At 70.5% G+C, this 16,874-nt stretch carries 13 protein-coding genes; 11 read left to right on the top strand and 2 right to left on the bottom strand.

All coding sequences use genetic code 11. From position 1 onward, the window contains the following. Positions 1 to 245 precede the first annotated feature (245 nt). The 8 genes from ABT112_RS31540 to ABT112_RS31505 all read left to right on the top strand — a co-directional run bounded on the left by ABT112_RS31540 (position 246) and on the right by ABT112_RS31505 (position 11,693). Positions 246 to 1,742: an outer membrane protein assembly factor BamB family protein gene (locus ABT112_RS31540; RefSeq protein WP_351515214.1), complete on the top strand. Its 1,497-nt coding sequence runs from the start codon at positions 246 to 248 to the stop codon at positions 1,740 to 1,742. Between the two features lie 131 nt (positions 1,743 to 1,873). Continuing rightward, entirely contained in the window at positions 1,874 to 3,400 is a 1,527-nt protein-coding gene (locus ABT112_RS31535; RefSeq protein WP_351515213.1) for an outer membrane protein assembly factor BamB family protein, read from the top strand. A 201-nt stretch (positions 3,401 to 3,601) separates the two neighbouring features. Then, positions 3,602 to 5,485, top strand: coding sequence for an outer membrane protein assembly factor BamB family protein (locus ABT112_RS31530; RefSeq protein ID WP_351515212.1), 1,884 nt, complete (start codon positions 3,602 to 3,604; stop codon positions 5,483 to 5,485). Between the two features lie 669 nt (positions 5,486 to 6,154). After that, on the top strand, positions 6,155 to 6,442 hold the full coding sequence (rpsO, locus tag ABT112_RS31525) for a 30S ribosomal protein S15 (RefSeq protein ID WP_351515211.1): 288 nt from the start codon (positions 6,155 to 6,157) through the stop codon (positions 6,440 to 6,442). 369 nt (positions 6,443 to 6,811) lie between these two features. Further along, complete coding sequence (locus tag ABT112_RS31520) at positions 6,812 to 9,040, top strand: polyribonucleotide nucleotidyltransferase (RefSeq protein ID WP_351515210.1); 2,229 nt, start codon at positions 6,812 to 6,814, stop codon at positions 9,038 to 9,040. Then, positions 9,037 to 10,416 carry a M16 family metallopeptidase gene (locus ABT112_RS31515; protein WP_351515209.1) on the top strand — a complete coding sequence of 460 codons (1,380 nt, stop codon included), beginning with the start codon at positions 9,037 to 9,039 and terminating at the stop codon, positions 10,414 to 10,416. The genes ABT112_RS31520 and ABT112_RS31515 overlap by 4 nt, the downstream gene beginning before the upstream one ends. A 64-nt stretch (positions 10,417 to 10,480) precedes the next feature. Beyond that, entirely contained in the window at positions 10,481 to 11,236 is a 756-nt protein-coding gene (gene dapB, locus ABT112_RS31510; RefSeq protein WP_351515208.1) for a 4-hydroxy-tetrahydrodipicolinate reductase, read from the top strand. Positions 11,237 to 11,240: 4 nt separating this feature from the next. Further along, positions 11,241 to 11,693 (top strand): tetratricopeptide repeat protein, encoded by a 453-nt coding sequence (locus tag ABT112_RS31505; RefSeq protein ID WP_351515207.1) that lies wholly within the window; start codon positions 11,241 to 11,243, stop codon positions 11,691 to 11,693. 102 nt (positions 11,694 to 11,795) lie between these two features. Here ABT112_RS31505 and ABT112_RS31500 read toward each other — a convergent pair whose 3' ends face one another. Both ABT112_RS31500 and ABT112_RS31495 read right to left on the bottom strand, forming a co-directional pair. Beyond that, positions 11,796 to 12,344, bottom strand: a complete 549-nt coding sequence (locus ABT112_RS31500) for an SCO5741 family PH domain-containing membrane protein (RefSeq protein WP_351515206.1) — start codon at positions 12,342 to 12,344, stop codon at positions 11,796 to 11,798. A 92-nt stretch (positions 12,345 to 12,436) separates the two neighbouring features. Next, complete coding sequence (locus tag ABT112_RS31495) at positions 12,437 to 12,679, bottom strand: hypothetical protein (RefSeq protein WP_351515205.1); 243 nt, start codon at positions 12,677 to 12,679, stop codon at positions 12,437 to 12,439. Between the two features lie 243 nt (positions 12,680 to 12,922). Between ABT112_RS31495 and thyX the strand changes: the two genes are divergently transcribed. The 3 genes from thyX to ABT112_RS31480 all read left to right on the top strand — a co-directional run bounded on the left by thyX (position 12,923) and on the right by ABT112_RS31480 (position 16,546). Beyond that, positions 12,923 to 13,663, top strand: coding sequence for an FAD-dependent thymidylate synthase (gene thyX, locus ABT112_RS31490; RefSeq protein WP_351515204.1), 741 nt, complete (start codon positions 12,923 to 12,925; stop codon positions 13,661 to 13,663). Positions 13,664 to 13,840: 177 nt separating this feature from the next. Further along, positions 13,841 to 14,740: a 4-hydroxy-tetrahydrodipicolinate synthase gene (dapA, locus tag ABT112_RS31485; protein ID WP_351515203.1), complete on the top strand. Its 900-nt coding sequence runs from the start codon at positions 13,841 to 13,843 to the stop codon at positions 14,738 to 14,740. 120 nt (positions 14,741 to 14,860) lie between these two features. After that, positions 14,861 to 16,546 (top strand): ribonuclease J, encoded by a 1,686-nt coding sequence (locus tag ABT112_RS31480; protein WP_351515202.1) that lies wholly within the window; start codon positions 14,861 to 14,863, stop codon positions 16,544 to 16,546. The last annotated feature ends 328 nt before the right edge of the window (positions 16,547 to 16,874 follow it).

The following is a 16,874-nucleotide window of genomic DNA, read 5'->3' as shown; positions in this document are numbered from 1 at the left end:
CCGCAGCCGCAGCCGCAGCCGCAGCCGCAGCCGCAGCCGCAGCCGCAGCCGCAGCCGCAGCCGCAGCCGCAGCCGCAGCCGCAGCCGCAGCCGCAGCCGCACATCACGCGCCAGCGCCCGCACCCGCGCGCCCGGCGCCCGTAGCGCCGTCCCGTCAACTGACGCCCCCCCACACCCGAACCGTTGACGTCCGGCCCGCCCGCCACCTCCGGCGGCGGCGCCCCAGTGAAAGGCACAACGTTCTCGTGTCCCAGCCGCCCTCCTATGGACCGAGCCCGGATCAGCGCCCGCCGCAGATCTGGGACACCGGAGTCCGCCCCCCTCGACCGCCCGCGGCGGCGCCGGGATTCGGCCCGCCGCCCCCGGCGTTCTACCCTCCGGCCGACGGGCCCGGACTGCCCGGCGACGGCAGCGGACCGCCCCGCGGCGGGGGCGCCGGCGCACGCCGCACGGCACTGATCATCACCCTCGCCCTGGTCCTCGTCGCGGGCCTCGGCACGGCCGGCTGGCTGCTGGCCGGAGGCGAGGACCGGCCGGAGGGCGCGCCGCTGCCCAAGCACCGGACCGCCTCCCGGATCGCCTGGGACGAACCGGTACCGATGCTCGAGGACGGTGTGCAGCCGACGTCCGGCACCTGGTTCACCGACCGGTACGTGGCGAAGGCCCTGCCGAACAAGGTCATCGCCTATGACCTCGCCTCGGGTGACCGGGCATGGACGGTGCCACTGGACGGTGTCGTCTGCGCGACCTCCACCGAGGCGGTCGCCGGCCGGGCCGCGGTCCAGCACGGCGAGGGCTGCCGGAAGCTCACCGTCATCGACCTGGAGAAGAAGCGCGAGCTCTGGACGGACGAACTGCACGACCCCACCGACCCGGAGAACTTCAGCGAGGGCGAGCTCGCCCTCAGCGAGAAACTCGTCGTCCTGGCGTCGGGCAGCGGATCGGCGGCCTACCGGATCGACAACAAGAAGAAGGTCTACCAGGACCGCGGCTATCTCGAGGATTGCTCTCTGTCCGCCGCCGCCGGCGCGGAATCCGGGAAATCGCTGCTCGTCGTCGCCTCGTGCGGCGAGGCCGGCGGCCGGCAGGTGTGGGAACTGGACCCGGAGACGGCCCGTCGGAAGAACGTCTGGGACGTTCCGGACAACCTGGATGTCACGAATATCCTGTCGACCTCCCCGCCCGTGATCGCTCTCCAGTCGCAGCAGGCGGAATCGGTCGAGTACATCCTGCGGCTGCGCCCCGGAAACCGGAAACCGACGAAGATCTCGGTGGGGGAGAAGGGCCAGTATCTGTGCGCCAATGACTCCCCGCGCTGTGCCGACATCGTCGTTACCGACGACACGGTGTATCTCTCCGGCCCCACGCACGAGTCCTACGGCGACGGCGCGACCCTCATGAACGAGGTCGTGGCGTACGACCTCGGGACGGGCAAATCGAAACGGTTGCTGGAACCGGACAACAAGCGGGAACTCGAACCCGTCGCGGTCCTCGACGGGGATCTCATCGCCTATGAGCCGCCCACCGAGGAGAAGGGCGGTGTGCTGCTGCGCTACGACGCGGAAACGGGAAAGCGCTCCGTCTACGAACGTCACCCCGACTGGTCCAGCGAACGCGAGTCGTCCATCGAGCAGGACACCGTTCCGCTCCTGCACCGGGGGATGTTCTTTCTCGCCGCCGAGGAGATCTATTCCCGCGAGGAGGGCGAGTCGCCCAAGCCGCTGATCGCCGCTTTCCGTTGACGCGGCGCGGCCGCCGACCGGCCGGCCTCCCACCCGTGGTTCACGGTCGACGAGCCCCTGGTTCCCGGCCGACCAGCCCGTAGTTCACGACCGACGAGCCCCCGTAGTTCACGACCGACGAGAAAGAGCTCATGTCGCAGCCCTCCCACGGACCGTACAACCCGCCCTCGCAGCAGGGCTGGACCGGACCCAACCCCTATGCCCAGCAGGCTCCGCAGTACGGCGGGCAGGCCCCGCCGCCCCCCGGCTTCCCGCCGCAGGCCCCGCAGTCACCGCCGCCCGGACCGCCCGGGCGCCGGGCGAGACGGGGCCTCATAGCCCTGGTCGTCGGCATCGTCGTCGCACTCGCCGGCGTCGGCGGAGGAGCCTGGCTCTACCTCGGTGGGGACAGCGGCGGCAGTCACCAGGCGAAGCCGAAGCCGAGGCCGGAGCACCCGCACAAGCTGCACAGCGGGATCGACTGGAAGGCCCCCGCCCCCAAGGGCAAGATCGTCGACTACGTGGCCTCGGACGGCCGGGGCACCTGGTTCACCGACCGGGCAGTGATCAAGCAGGAGATCAAGACCGTCAAGGCCTACGACCGCAAGAGCGGTGACGTGCTGTGGACGGTGCCCCTGCCGGGCGACATCTGCGGTGACCGGACCCCGCCCGCCGGCGGGACACTCGCCCTGACCTTCAAGGCCAAGGGGGTGTGCAACCAGCTCACACTGATCGACCTCGCCGACCACCGGCGCCTGTGGACCACGCCGCTCGCCGCCGAGTACGAGGACGGCAAGGCCGTTCAGTACGTCTCCAGCGCCCGGTCGGGCGACGCCCTGATCATCGCGGGGGAGCGCAGCCTCGAACGCCGGCGGCTCTCCGACGGCGGCAAGGAGTGGAGTGTTCCCGTCCGCGACGGCTGGTACCAGGGCAGCGTCGTGGGCGGTGACCGTCTCCTCTCCACCACCTACAAGGTGCGCGGCAAGCAGACGCTCGCGCGCGAGGTGCAGGAGATCGACCCCCGGGACGGCAGCGCGACGTGGACGTGGCCGGTGCCCAAGGGGCAGCGGGTGGCGTCCTTCGTGTCCACCTCGCCCGTCGTGATCGGACTGGCCGAGCGCGACGCGTTCCAGGTCGACCAATTCATCGCCCTCGACGCAAAGGGCGACCAGCGGTCCCGGATCTCCATCGCCAAGAAGGGCGTGCGGGACAAGGAGGGGAGGCTGGAATTGGCGTACGAGCCCTGGTGCGACATGGTCGGCTGCGATGCGGCGGTGGTCGCCGACGACACCCTCTATCTGCCCACCGAGGACATGACCTCCGAGGACTCCGAATGGGAGTACAACAAGCTCGTCGCGTTCCGGCTGGACAACGGCCGGCTGAAGTGGTCCAAGGACGCCGGCGCGAAGCGGACGGCCCTTCCGGTGGGAATCGACGGGGACAACGTCATCGCGTACAGCACGCCCACCGGTGAATCGGGCGGAAAACTGGTCCGTTTCAACCTCGCGTCCGGAAAGAAGTCGCTCTACCAGCAGCACCCCGACAGCGAGAGCGAGGACGAGCGGGACGCGTACGGCATCGGCACACCCAACGAGTTGTATCTGGACCGGGGTCAGTTCTTCATCGTCACGGAGACATTGACGGGCAGCGAAAAGATCTTCATTCACGCCTACGAGTAGGCGTTGCGTGGTACCCCTGCCCGGCGCAATCCGGGAAGGGGTACCACCCGGTCCGGCCGGGCCCGCGTGGTACAAAGAGGCCCCGCTTGATGGACATTGACGTGCGGGATTCGCGCCCGGTTCGCTCCATTCCGGTAATACATCACCGGAATTGCGGGGGAGGTCGGCCGGGCGCCGGACCCGCTGAAGAGGTATGCGCCCATGTCGCAGCCGCCCCCTCCTCCGGAACCGTCCGGCCCCTCGGCTCAGGACGGCTCCGGCGCTTCCCGGCAGCCCGGTTTCGGCCCGCCGCCCGCGCAGCCCGAGCAGACGCCGCAGCCGCCCGCCGCGCAGCCCGCGCAGGCACCGCAGCCGCCGGCGCAGGCACCGCAACTGCCAGCCCAGCCGCCGCAGATGCCGGCGGCCCCGCCCGTGCCCCCGGCCCAGCCGCCGTCGCAGCCGCCCGCCTGGGGCGGTGCGGCGCCGGCCGGCCCGCCCGCACCGGGAGCGCAGCCCGGCCAGGCCGCGCCGCCCAACCCGTACGCGCAGCAACCGTCCTACGCCCCGCCGGCGTACGGCCAGCACCCGCCCGCGGCCTACCCGCCGCCCGGCCAGTACCTGCCGGGCCAGTACCCGCCCCCCGGTCAGTACCCGCCGCCCGGGCAGCCGTTCGGCGCCCCCATGGGCGGCGCACCGGGCGGACCCGGCAAGCAGCGCACCGCCCTCGTCATCGGCGTCGTCGTGGCCGTGCTGCTCGCCCTCGGCGGTGGCATAGCGCTGCTGGCCGGCGGTGACGACGAGAAGCCGGCCGCGAAGGGCTCCTCGGGTCAGGGATCCGGCACCGACGACAGTGGGGACGACAGCGGCGAGGACATCGGCGAACGCCCCGGCGGCGACGGCCTCACCGGTGCCGGCGGCGGCAAGGGCGAGGCGAAGCTGAAGTGGCAGGAGCCGACCCCCAAGACCTCCAAGCGCGGTGTCGACGTGCCGGGCTTCTGGATCACCGACTCGCTCGCGGTGAAGCCCGCCCTCAAGAAGGTGACCGCGTACGGCGTCGAGGACGGCAAGGAGCGCTGGAGCGTCCCGCTCGACAAGAACGTCTGCGCCGCCCCGCGGCACGCCACCGACGACGGGAAGATCGTGGTGGCGTACGAGGGTGACAAGAAGGACGAGTGCAGCCACTTCGCCATGATCGACACCCGGAAGGGCAAGAAGGTCTGGGACAAGCCGCTGCCCAAGGCGGGCGGTTTCGCCGAGGGGTTCATCGGGACCACGATGGCGCTCAGCGGTGAGGCCGTCGGCGTGACCTGGTTCGGCGGCTCGGGCATGTTCAAGGTCGGCAACGGTGAGCCCATCCCGACCCCGAAGAAGAAGCTGGGCTGCACGGTCGACGGATACGCCGGCGGCAAGGCGATGCTGCGGGCGACGATGTGCGAGGACCACGCGGTGCTGGAGAAGCTGGACACCTCCACCGGCAAGGCCCGCTGGACCATGAAGACCAAGAACGAGATGCAGGTCAACAAGATCTACTCGACGGACCCCGCGGTCGTGTCCCTCATCGACGAGGACCGCAAGTCCGGCGGCATCTGGGCGGTCGCGGGCGGCAAGCCGCGCTCGCAGATCGATCTCGGCAAGGACACCTACACACCGAGCTGCGGCATGAGCATCATCGCCAAGGACCTCGGCAGCTGCCAGGGCGTCGTCGCGGACGCCGACACCCTCTACCTCCCGACCGAGGCGAAGCGCAGCGGCGGGGACACCATCGGCCGGACCAACGAGATCCACGCCTTCGACCTCGACTCCGGCAAGCGCAAGTGGACCTCGCCCGCGGGCGAGGAACGCACGATGGCGCCGCTGGTGATGCAGGGCAAGAACCTCGTCGCCTACCGGGAGCCGGGCTTCGACACCCCCGGTGAGCTGCTGACCATCCCCGCCGGAGGGGGCAAGCAGAAGAGCCTGTTCCGCACCCCGCAGGCGACCGCCGGCGCCGAGCGGAGTTTCTTCAGCTCCATCAAGGCATACGAAGGGGGCCGGTTCTACATTGCCTCCGACCGGGTGAACGACACCGAGGGCGGAGAGAAGCTGATCCTCGCCTTCGGGAAGTAGCCACCCACCGGCCGCCCCCACCGGCCGCCTCCATCGGCCACCCGCGCCCGGCCACCCGCGCCGGGCCCGGGCCCGCTCCGGAACGCTCACGCGACCGGAACCCCCGGCCCGCGCCCGGCCCCGGAACGCCCCGGCTTCCGGCCCCCGGAGCACCGCTCCCACCCCCGCCGCCCCGCCGCATCACGTCGGCGGGGCGGCGGTCGTGTGCGGCGGGCCGGATCACGCCGCTGGACCCCGAGCCGTCAAGCCGGCGCCCGGGAGCCACATGACCAGGACGAGTGGATCTCCCGGCCCCGGCAGCCCGCAGTCGCCGAACCCGCCCCCCGTCCACGGGAGCGTCGGCCCACGGGAGCGTCGGCACCCCCGCCCCCGGACCCCTCCGACAGGACACCGCCCGCCGTCCGCGGCAGCACCGGCACCCCGTACGGACGTCCGCAGGCCCCGGCACACCGCCCCCGGCTCCTCCCGCCCGGCCCCGGATGCGGCCCCTCCGCCCGGGCGCCGAGCATCATCGGCGGACTGGTACTGTGGGTGACGGCCGTTTGTGTACGCGCCCCCGGAGCATCTGGAGGCAGCGCCCAGCGGACCCCGCCTCCCGAGTCACGGAAGCTCCCCTGTGCGACAGACCAGGGGCACTCGGCGGCCGAAACGAACCAAGAGGAGTACCGCGTGTCGCTCGACGCCGCTACGAAGAAGCAGATCATGGCCGAGTTCGCCACCAAGGAGGGTGACACCGGCTCCCCCGAGGTCCAGGTCGCGATGCTCTCCCGCCGCATCACGGACCTGACCGAGCACCTCAAGACGCACAAGCACGACCACCACTCCCGCCGTGGTCTGCTGCTGCTGGTCGGCCAGCGCCGCCGCCTGCTGCAGTACCTGGCGAAGAAGGACATCACGCGCTTCCGTGCGCTGGTCGAGCGCCTCGGCATCCGCCGCGGTGCTGCGGGCGCCAAGTAAGACGCCGTGGAAGGGGGCGGTTCCCGGTCAGGGGGCCGCTCCCTTCGCCGTATGCGGACGCATGTGCGACCGCGCGGCATCACGAACCGGACGCAACAGCGCTTCCAGCCGTCGTGACGACGGCCGAAGCTTTGTAGTCTGGTCGCACAACGCAAGACAGAACAGCACAGTGCATTCATGAGGGGGAGCGCCTTCCCGCCGCAAGCTCGACGCCGCAGGCGCCGGTCCTCGGTAGTGGCCGCCGGAACAAGCAATTCCGGAGGCTTCGATCGAAGACCGGCCCGGCCGACCGGAGTGAGCGGTCCCAGGCGCTCCGCCGCTACCGTCCCCGCCGGACGGGCGAGGGACGCAGACGAGGAGATTTTCCTGGTGGAGAACGAGACCCACTACACCGAGGCCGTCATCGACAACGGTTCCTTCGGTACCCGCACCATTCGCTTCGAGACGGGCCGTCTGGCCCGTCAGGCCGCCGGTTCCGCCGTGGCCTACCTGGACGACGACACCATGGTGCTGTCGGCCACCTCCGCTTCCAAGAACCCCAAGGACCAGCTCGACTTCTTCCCGCTGACGGTGGACGTCGAGGAGCGGATGTACGCCGCCGGGCGCATCCCCGGTTCCTTCTTCCGCCGTGAGGGCCGGCCCTCCGAGGACGCCGTCCTCACCTGCCGCCTGATCGACCGCCCGCTGCGCCCGTCCTTCAAGAAGGGCCTGCGCAACGAGATCCAGGTCGTCGCCACGATCATGGCGCTCAACCCCGAGCACCTGTACGACGTGGTCGCGATCAACGCCGCCTCCGCTTCCACGCAGCTGGCCGGTCTGCCCTTCTCCGGCCCGATCGGCGGCGTCCGCGTCGCGCTGATCCGTGGCCAGTGGGTCGCGTTCCCGACGCACACCGAGCTCGAGGACGCCGTCTTCGACATGGTGGTCGCCGGCCGCACCCTCGAGGACGGCGATGTCGCGATCATGATGGTCGAGGCCGAGGCCACGACCAAGACGATCAAGCTCGTCGAGGGCGGCGCCGAGGCGCCGACCGAGGAGGTCGTCGCCGCCGGTCTGGAGGCCGCCAAGCCCTTCATCAAGGTGCTGTGCCGCGCCCAGGCCGACCTCGCCGCCAAGGCCGCCAAGCCGACCGCCGAGTTCCCGATCTTCCTGGACTACGAGGACGACGTCCTCCAGGCGCTCGACCAGGCCGTCCGCGAGGAGCTCGCGCAGGCGCTGACCATTGCCGGCAAGCAGGCCCGTGAGGCCGAGCTCGACCGGGTCAAGGGCATCGCCGTCGACAAGCTGCTGCCGCAGTTCGAGGGCCGCGAGAAGGAGATCTCGGGTGCCTACCGCGCGCTGACCAAGAAGCTGGTCCGCGAGCGCGTCATCAAGGACAAGGTCCGCATCGACGGCCGCGGCGTCACCGACATCCGCACCCTGGCCGCCGAGGTCGAGGCGATCCCGCGGGTGCACGGCTCGGCGCTGTTCGAGCGCGGCGAGACCCAGATCCTGGGTGTCACCACGCTGAACATGCTCCGCATGGAGCAGCAGCTGGACACGCTCTCCCCGGAGACGCGCCGCCGCTACATGCACAACTACAACTTCCCGCCGTACTCCGTCGGTGAGACCGGCCGCGTCGGTTCGCCGAAGCGCCGCGAGATCGGCCACGGCGCGCTGGCCGAGCGGGCGATCCTGCCCGTGCTGCCGACGCGCGAGGAGTTCCCGTACGCCATCCGCCAGGTCTCCGAGGCGCTCGGCTCCAACGGCTCGACCTCCATGGGCTCGGTCTGCGCCTCCACCATGTCGCTGCTGAACGCCGGTGTGCCGCTGAAGGCCGCCGTCGCCGGTATCGCCATGGGCCTGATCTCCCAGGAGATCGACGGCGAGACGCACTACGTCGCGCTGACCGACATCCTCGGCGCCGAGGACGCGTTCGGCGACATGGACTTCAAGGTCGCCGGCACCAAGCAGTTCGTCACCGCGCTGCAGCTGGACACCAAGCTGGACGGCATTCCGGCGTCCGTGCTGGCCGCGGCCCTCAAGCAGGCCCGCGACGCCCGGCTGCACATCCTCGACGTGATGAACGAGGCCATCGACGTTCCGGACGAGATGTCCCCGAACGCCCCGCGGATCATCACCATCAAGATCCCGGTGGACAAGATCGGTGAGGTCATCGGCCCCAAGGGCAAGATGATCAACCAGATCCAGGAGGACACCGGCGCCGACATCACCATCGAGGACGACGGCACCATCTACATCGGTGCCGCCGACGGCCCGGCCGCCGAGGCCGCCCGCACGACCATCAACGGCATCGCCAACCCGACGATGCCCGAGGTCGGCGAGCGCTACCTGGGCACGGTCGTGAAGACCACCACCTTCGGTGCCTTCGTCTCGCTGATGCCCGGCAAGGACGGCCTGCTGCACATCTCGCAGATCCGCAAGCTCGCCGGTGGCAAGCGCGTGGAGAACGTCGAGGACGTGCTCGCGGTGGGCTCCAAGGTCCAGGTCGAGATCGCCGAGATCGACCAGCGCGGCAAGCTGTCGCTGCACCCGGTCATCGAGGGTGAGGACGGCGACAACGCCGAGGCCGAGTCGAAGGACGACGCCGCCAAGTGACGTCGCGTACGCACCGGATGACGGCCCGCACCTCTTCGGAGGGGCGGGCCGTCGCCCGTACCCAAACGCTCCTCAAGGGTGAGAACGGCATCGGCACGGTGCGCCGGACCACCCTCCCCGGCGGCCTCCGCGTCGTCACCGAGACCCTGCCGTCGGTGCGCTCCGCCACCTTCGGCATCTGGGCGCACGTGGGCTCGCGCGACGAGTCCCCGTCGCTGGGCGGCGCCACCCACTACCTGGAGCACCTGCTCTTCAAGGGCACCGCCAAGCGCAGCGCCCTCGACATCTCCGCCGCGATCGACGCGGTCGGTGGCGAGATGAACGCCTTCACGGCGAAGGAGTACACCTGCTACTACGCGCGGGTGCTCGACACCGACCTGCCGCTCGCCATCGACGTGGTGTGCGACATGCTCACCGGTTCGCTGATCGAGGCCGAGGACGTGGACGCCGAGCGCGGCGTCATCCTCGAGGAGATCGCGATGACCGAGGACGACCCGGGCGACGTGGTGCACGACCTGTTCGCGCACACCATGTTCGGCGACACCCCGCTCGGCCGCCCGGTCCTCGGCACCGTCGACACGGTGAACGGCCTCGACCGCGACCGGATCGCCCGCTTCTTCAAGAAGCACTACGACCCCACCCATCTGATCGTCGCCGCGGCCGGCAACGTGGACCACGCCACGGTCGTCCGCCAGGTGCGCACCGCCTTCGAACGGGCCGGCGCCCTGGGCGACCCGGACGCCGTCCCCGCCCTGCCCCGCAGCGGCGAGCGCCGGATCCGCGCGGCCGGACGGGTCGAGACGATCGGCCGGAAGACCGAGCAGGCGCACATCGTCCTGGGCATGCCCGGCATCGCCCGCACCGACGACCGGCGCTGGGCGCTCGGCGTGCTCAACACGGCGCTCGGCGGCGGCATGAGCTCCCGGCTGTTCCAGGAGATCCGGGAGAAGCGCGGGCTGGCCTACTCCGTGTACTCCTACACCTCGGGCTTCGCCGACTGCGGCCTCTTCGGCGTCTACGCCGGCTGCCGTCCGAGCCAGGTCGACGACGTGCTGAAGATCTGCCGCGACGAGCTGGACCAGGTCGCGCAGCACGGTCTCAGCGACGACGAGCTGCGTCGTGCCGTCGGCCAGCTCTCCGGCTCCACGGTGCTCGGGCTGGAGGACACCGGCGCGCTGATGAACCGCATCGGCAAGAGCGAGCTGTGCTGGGGTGAACAGATGTCGGTCGACGAGATGCTCCGGCGGATCGCCGCCGTCACCCCGGACGACGTGCGGTCGGTGGCCCGCGATGTACTGGGACAGCGGCCCTCGCTGTCCGTCATCGGCCCGTTGAAGGACAAGCAGGCGGCGCGTCTGCACGACGCGGTGGCCTGACCACCGCGCCGGAGGGTCCGGGCCGGTTGTCGAGCAGCACCACAGGAAGTGAGGGAGACCCACCATGAGCAGCAAGCTCCGCGTGGCGGTCATCGGCGCCAAGGGGCGCATCGGCTCCGAGGCCGTGCGGGCCGTGGAAGCGGCCGAGGACATGGAGCTGGTGGCCGCGCTCGGCCGGGGCGACAAGCTGGAGACGCTGGTCGAGGCCGGCGCCCAGGTCGCCGTCGAGCTCACCGACCCCGGCTCGGTGATGGGCAACCTCGACTTCTGTGTGCGGCACGGCATCCACGGGGTCGTCGGCACGACCGGCTGGACCGAGGAGCGGATCGCCCAGCTCCGCGCCTCGCTCGACGCCTCCCCGGAGACCGGCGTGCTCATCGCGCCGAACTTCTCCATCGGCGCGGTGCTCACCATGCGCTTCGCCCGGCAGGCGGCCCGCTTCTTCGAGTCCGTCGAGGTCGTCGAGCTCCACCACCCCAACAAGGCGGACGCCCCCTCCGGCACCGCGACCCGGACCGCCCAGCTGATCGCCGAGGCCCGTCGGGAGGCCGGCTGCGCACCGCAGCCCGACGCCACGGTCACCGCGCTGGAGGGCGCCCGCGGCGCGGACGTGGACGGGGTGCCGGTGCACGCCGTTCGGCTCCGCGGCCTCCTCGCCCACCAGGAGGTCCTCCTCGGCGACACCGGCGAGACCCTCACCCTGCGGCACGACTCGCTGCACCACAGCTGCTTCATGCCGGGCATCCTGCTCGGGGTGCGCCGCGTGGTCTCCACCCCCGGGCTGACGTTCGGCCTGGAGCACTTCCTGGACCTGGACTGAGCCCGTGCGCGCCAAGATCACGTACTTCCTGACGGCGGCCGTCCTGGTCGTGTACTTCGTCCTGGTCGGCCACCGAGGGGTGCTGCTCATCGAGCAGGGCACCGCGCTGACGGTCGTCTTCGGGATCTCCGTGCTGGTGCTGCCGCTGATCGGCCTCTGGTTCCTGTGGCAGACGACGCGCTTCGCCCGCAGCGCGGACCGGCTCGCCGCCGAGCTGGAGGCCGAGGGCGGGCTGCCCGTCGACGAGCTCGTCCGGACGCCGAGCGGCCGGATCGACCGGGACTCCGCGGACGCGGTGTTCGCCCGGCGGCGGGCCGAGGCCGAGCAGACGCCCGACGACTGGCGGGCCTGGTTCCGGCTGGCGGTCGCCTACCACGACGCCCGGGACACCCCGCGGGCCCGGAAGGCGATGCAGCGGGCGATCGCCCTGCACGACCACAAGCCCGTACGCGCCTGATCCGCGGCACACGCGGCAGGTAGACCCTCCGCGCGCCGGAGCTCCGCTCCCGCACGCCCCCGGTCGATCACCGCCACGCGGGGTGGGGCGTGCCCTTGAGGGTCACCGCCGGTGGTCCGTCGCCCAGCCCTCCACGGCCTCGGCCGCGGTCTCGAAGGCGTCCGCGCGGCCCAGGAAGTCGGCGCTGTGGTCCGTCAGCAGCGCAGGCAGCGGCTCGCCCGCCGTCCGCACCGCCAGCAGCGCCTGCCCCTGAACGGTACGGGGCAGGCCCAGCCAGTTCACCGGCTGCTGCACGGTCCGCACGGCGGAGACCTCGGACCACCGCAGGGTCGTGGTGGCCCAGAAGCCCACCCGCCGCAGCCCCTGGGGACTCACCCAGACGCCCGTCCGCAGCAGCCGCAGCGCCGCCGCGATCACCGCGGCCGCACCGCTCGCGCAGGCGCCCGCTCCCGCCGGCGCACCGGCAAAAGCGACGATCATGGTGGCGAGCAGCAGATACGAAGCGAGCAGCAGCGCGAGCGCCGCGGCCCCGACCCGCCAGGGGCCGGGGCGGTACGGACGGCGCCAGCGGTCCGGATCGCCGTACGGCAGCATGACCTCGTCGTCGACCTCGTCGAGAGCACGGTCGGCGGTCAGAAAGGTCAGGGGCACGGCGGTTCCTCAGTTCATACGCACGCTCGAAGGCTGTGCCCGGTGACATTAGCGATGCGGCCGGAACGCGACCACCCCGGGTCGCGTCCGGCTCAAGGGTTCTGGGCGCTCTCGGACTGGGATGCCTTGCTGGTGGTGGAGGCGCCGTTGCCGAGCGCGGGCACGCCGAACAGCAGCGCCCCCACGAGTCCGGCGACCACCGTCAGCCCGACGAGGGACCTCCCGGCGATCTCGGAGCGGCTCGCGGACTGACGCGGGGGCGGTTCTACGTTGCTGCGGAAGCGGTCTGCCTCGGCGATGAAGGCGAATGGCACAGGCTCTCGCCGGCGGAACATGAAGAGCTCTCCTCGGATACATCTCGGTGGGACCGGTCTCACTGGTTCAGACGTACGAACCCCTTACTTGGTGCCGCTTTTCCGACAGGTTCTGTGAAAAACATCAACCGCCCCGCCGGGCACCGGCACGGGCCCGCAGCCGTCCGGCGGTCCGCCGCCCGGCGGTGTCGGTGCCGGGCCGTAAGCTGGGCGCCGCCCCAGCAGCGATGCACCGCGAATGCACAACCGGAAGGACCCCCGTCGGTGAGCGACACCCCCGCCGAGAGCGCCAAGCCCAGTTTCCGCAGCGATGTGACCGTCGAGCTGGTCAAGCACAGCGCCGCGGACTCCGACGTGCTGTGGGCAGCCCGGGTCTCGACAGCCGGGGAGCAGTCCCTCGACGAGCTGTCGAAGGACCCGGAGCGCTCCAAGGGCCTGATCAACTACCTGATGCGCGACCGGCACGGCAGCCCGTTCGAGCACAACTCGATGACCTTCTTCATCAGCGCCCCGATCCTCGTCTTCCGCGAGTTCATGCGGCACCGGGTCGGCTGGTCGTACAACGAGGAGTCCGGCCGCTACCGGGAGCTGCAGCCGGTCTTCTACGTACCGGGCGAGGACCGCAAGCTGGTGCAGCAGGGGCGTCCGGGGAAGTACGAGTTCGTCGCGGGCACCCCGGAGCAGCACGAGCTGACCGGCCGCCTCATGGAGGACGCCTACCTCCGGGCCTACGAGGCGTATCAGGAGATGCTGGCCGCGGGCGTCGCCCGCGAGGTGGCCCGTTCGGTCCTGCCGGTCGGTCTTTTCTCGTCGATGTACGCGACCTGCAACGCCCGCTCGCTGATGCACTTCCTCGGCCTGCGCACCCAGCACGAGCAGGCGAAGGTCCCCTCCTTCCCGCAGCGGGAGATCGAGATGGTGGGCGAGCGGATGGAGGCCCAGTGGGCCCGGCTGATGCCGCTCACCCACGCCGCCTTCAACGCCAACGGCCGGATCGCGCCGTAGGGCGGCCGCGGCCCGTCAACCGCGAGAAGTGTCCGTATTGCGACGTTTCGTGAAGTTCATCTAGGCTGAACAAACGGACCCGGCACTGCTTGAACCCCCGAGCAGGCAGTGCCGGGATCCGCATCGCGGGTGCCCCGAGGGAGCACACGACGGGGAGCTACGAGTAGCGTGGGACCCATGGCTCCGACCTCCACACCGCAGACCCCGTTCGGACGGGTCCTGACCGCCATGGTCACGCCGTTCTCAGACGACGGCGAACTCGACATCGACGGCGCGCAGCGGCTCGCCGCCCATCTGGTGGACGCCGGCAACGACGGCATCATCGTCAACGGCACCACCGGCGAGTCCCCGACCACCAGCGACGCGGAGAAAGCCCAGCTGGTACGGGCCGTGGTGGAGGCCGTCGGAGACCGCGCCCACGTCGTGGCCGGAGCCGGCACCAACGACACCCGGCACAGCGTCGAGCTGGCCCGCGCCGCGGAGAAGGCGGGAGCCCACGGCCTGCTCGCGGTCACGCCGTACTACAGCAAGCCGCCGCAGGAGGGCCTCTACCGGCACTTCAGCGCCATCGCGGACGCCACCGACCTGCCGGTCATGCTCTACGACATCCCCGGCCGCAGCGGCGTCCCGATCAACACCGAGACGATCGTCCGGCTCGCCGACCATCCGCGGATCGTCGCCAACAAGGACGCCAAGGGCGACCTCGGGCGGGCCAGCTGGGCCCTCGCCCGCAGCGGCCTCGCCTGGTACTCCGGCGACGACATGCTGAACCTCCCGCTGCTCTCCGTCGGCGCCGTCGGCTTCGTGTCGGTCGTGGGCCATGTCGTCACGCCCGAGCTGCGCGCCCTGCTGGACGCCCACCTCAACGGTGACGTCGCCAAGGCGACCGAGATCCACCAGAAGCTGCTGCCGGTCTTCACGGGCATGTTCCGCACCCAGGGCGTGATCACGACCAAGGCCGCCCTCGCCCTCCAGGGCCTGCCCGGCGGACCGCTGCGGCTGCCCCTCGTGGAGCTCTCTCCCGAGGAGACCGAGCAGCTCAAGCGCGATCTGGCCGCGGGTGGGGTACAGCTCTAGACACAGACGTCACAACTGCATACCGGCACAACCACATACGGACACAACTGCAAGTGCACGATTGTCACGCGCGCCACGTGCCCCCACGGGGCAGGTGGCGCGTGTGGTGAGGAGAGTCTTTTGAGTCATCCGCACCCCGAACTGGGCGCTCCGCCGAAGCTTCCCCGGGGCGGCCTGCGCGTCACGCCGCTCGGCGGCCTCGGCGAGATCGGCCGCAACATGACCGTCTTCGAGTACGACGGCCGCCTGCTGATCGTCGACTGCGGAGTGCTCTTCCCCGAGGAGGAGCAGCCCGGAGTCGACCTGATCCTGCCGGACTTCAGCACCCTGCGGGACCGTCTCGACGACATCGACGGCATCGTGCTCACCCATGGGCACGAGGACCACATCGGCGGCGTCCCCTTCCTGCTCCGCGAGAAGCCGGACATCCCGCTGATCGGCTCCAAGCTCACCCTCGCGCTGATCGAGGCCAAGCTCCAGGAGCACCGGATCCGGCCGTACACCCTCGAGGTCAAGGAGGGACACCGCGAGCGCGTCGGACCCTTCGACTGCGAGTTCGTCTCGGTCAACCACTCCATCCCGGACGCCCTGGCCGTCGCCATCCGCACCCCCGCGGGCATGGTGGTCCACACCGGCGACTTCAAGATGGACCAGCTGCCGCTCGACGGCCGTCTCACCGACCTGCCCGCGTTCGCGAGGCTCGGTGAGGAGGGCATCGACCTGCTCCTGAGCGACTCGACGAACGCCGAGGTCCCGGGCTTCGTACCGCCCGAGCGCGACATCTCGAACGTGCTGCGCACCGTCTTCGGCAGTGCCCAGCGCCGCATCATCGTGGCCAGCTTCGCCAGCCATGTGCACCGCATCCAGCAGATCCTGGACGCGGCTCACGAGTACGGCCGCCGGGTCGCCTTCGTCGGACGCTCGATGGTCCGCAACATGGGCATCGCCCGTGACCTGGGCTACCTGCGCGTTCCGGCGGGCCTGGTCGTCGACGTGAAGGCGCTCGACGACCTCCCGGAGGAGGAGGTCGTGCTGGTCTGCACGGGCTCCCAGGGCGAGCCGATGGCCGCGCTGTCCCGGATGGCCAACCGCGACCACCAGATCCGCATCGTCCAGGGCGACACGGTGATCCTGGCGTCGTCGCTCATCCCGGGCAACGAGAACGCGGTCTACCGCGTGATCAACGGCCTGACCCGCTGGGGCGCGAACGTCGTCCACAAGGGCAATGCCAAGGTCCATGTCTCCGGCCACGCCTCCGCGGGCGAGCTGCTGTACTTCTACAACATCTGCAAGCCGCGCAACCTGATGCCGGTGCACGGCGAGTGGCGCCACCTGCGGGCCAACGCCGAGCTCGGTGCCCTGACCGGTGTCCCCAAGGACCGGGTGGTCATCGCCGAGGACGGTGTCGTGGTCGACCTGGTCGACGGCATCGCCAAGATCGTCGGCAAGGTGCAGGCGGGGTACGTCTACGTCGACGGGCTCTCGGTCGGCGATGTCACCGAGGCCTCGCTCAAGGACCGCCGGATCCTCGGCGACGAGGGCATCGTCTCGGTCTTCGTGGTGGTGGACAGCACCACCGGCAAGATCGTCGGCGGCCCGAATGTCAATGCCCGCGGTTCCGGCATCGAGGACGCCGCATTCGGCGCGGTCCTGCCGAAGATCGAGGAAGCGTTCAACAAGGCGGCCCAGGACGGCGTCGCCGAACCGCACCAGCTGCAGCAGCTGGTCCGCCGGACGCTGGGTAAGTGGGTGTCCGACACCTACCGCCGGCGTCCGATGATCCTCCCTGTGGTCGTAGAGGTCTGACGCCGCATCAGCCGTATGGACGGCCGTGCCGGAGCCGATTTGCTTCCGGGCGCGGCCGTCCAGTACGTTTACGGCTCCGCCTGAACGAGGAACCCGGAACAACTCTGTGTCCGGACCTTCTCCGGGAAGGTGGAAATCCGACCCGGAGAAATCTGATAAAGTCGGAGCAGCCGAAAGGCAAAAGGCCCCCAACGGCCACTGGATTCGAAACTCGGACCGGAAACGGAACGAATAAGAGTCTGGTAAGGTTGGAGACAACGAAGGGAAGCGCCCGGAGGGCCCGAAAGGGACTAAAGGAAGCGTCCGTTCCTTGAGAACTCAACAGCGT

Origin of the sequence: Streptomyces sp. NPDC002055 (assembly GCF_040296705.1) — a bacterium.
GTDB lineage: Bacteria > Actinomycetota > Actinomycetes > Streptomycetales > Streptomycetaceae > Streptomyces.
The sequence above is the reverse complement of the archived record's forward strand: the minus strand, read 5'-3'. Positions and strand labels throughout refer to the sequence as shown.

What these genes read in the sequence shown, in the direction of transcription:
- dapA (WP_351515203.1), top strand. Translation starts at nt 13,841, where the DNA reads ATGGCTCCGACCTCCACACCGCAGACCCCGTTCGGACGGGTCCTGACC.
- ABT112_RS31495 (WP_351515205.1), bottom strand. Translation starts at nt 12,679, where the DNA reads ATGTTCCGCCGGCGAGAGCCTGTGCCATTCGCCTTCATCGCCGAGGCA.
- ABT112_RS31530 (WP_351515212.1), top strand. Translation starts at nt 3,602, where the DNA reads ATGTCGCAGCCGCCCCCTCCTCCGGAACCGTCCGGCCCCTCGGCTCAG.
- ABT112_RS31535 (WP_351515213.1), top strand. Translation starts at nt 1,874, where the DNA reads ATGTCGCAGCCCTCCCACGGACCGTACAACCCGCCCTCGCAGCAGGGC.
- dapB (WP_351515208.1), top strand. Translation starts at nt 10,481, where the DNA reads ATGAGCAGCAAGCTCCGCGTGGCGGTCATCGGCGCCAAGGGGCGCATC.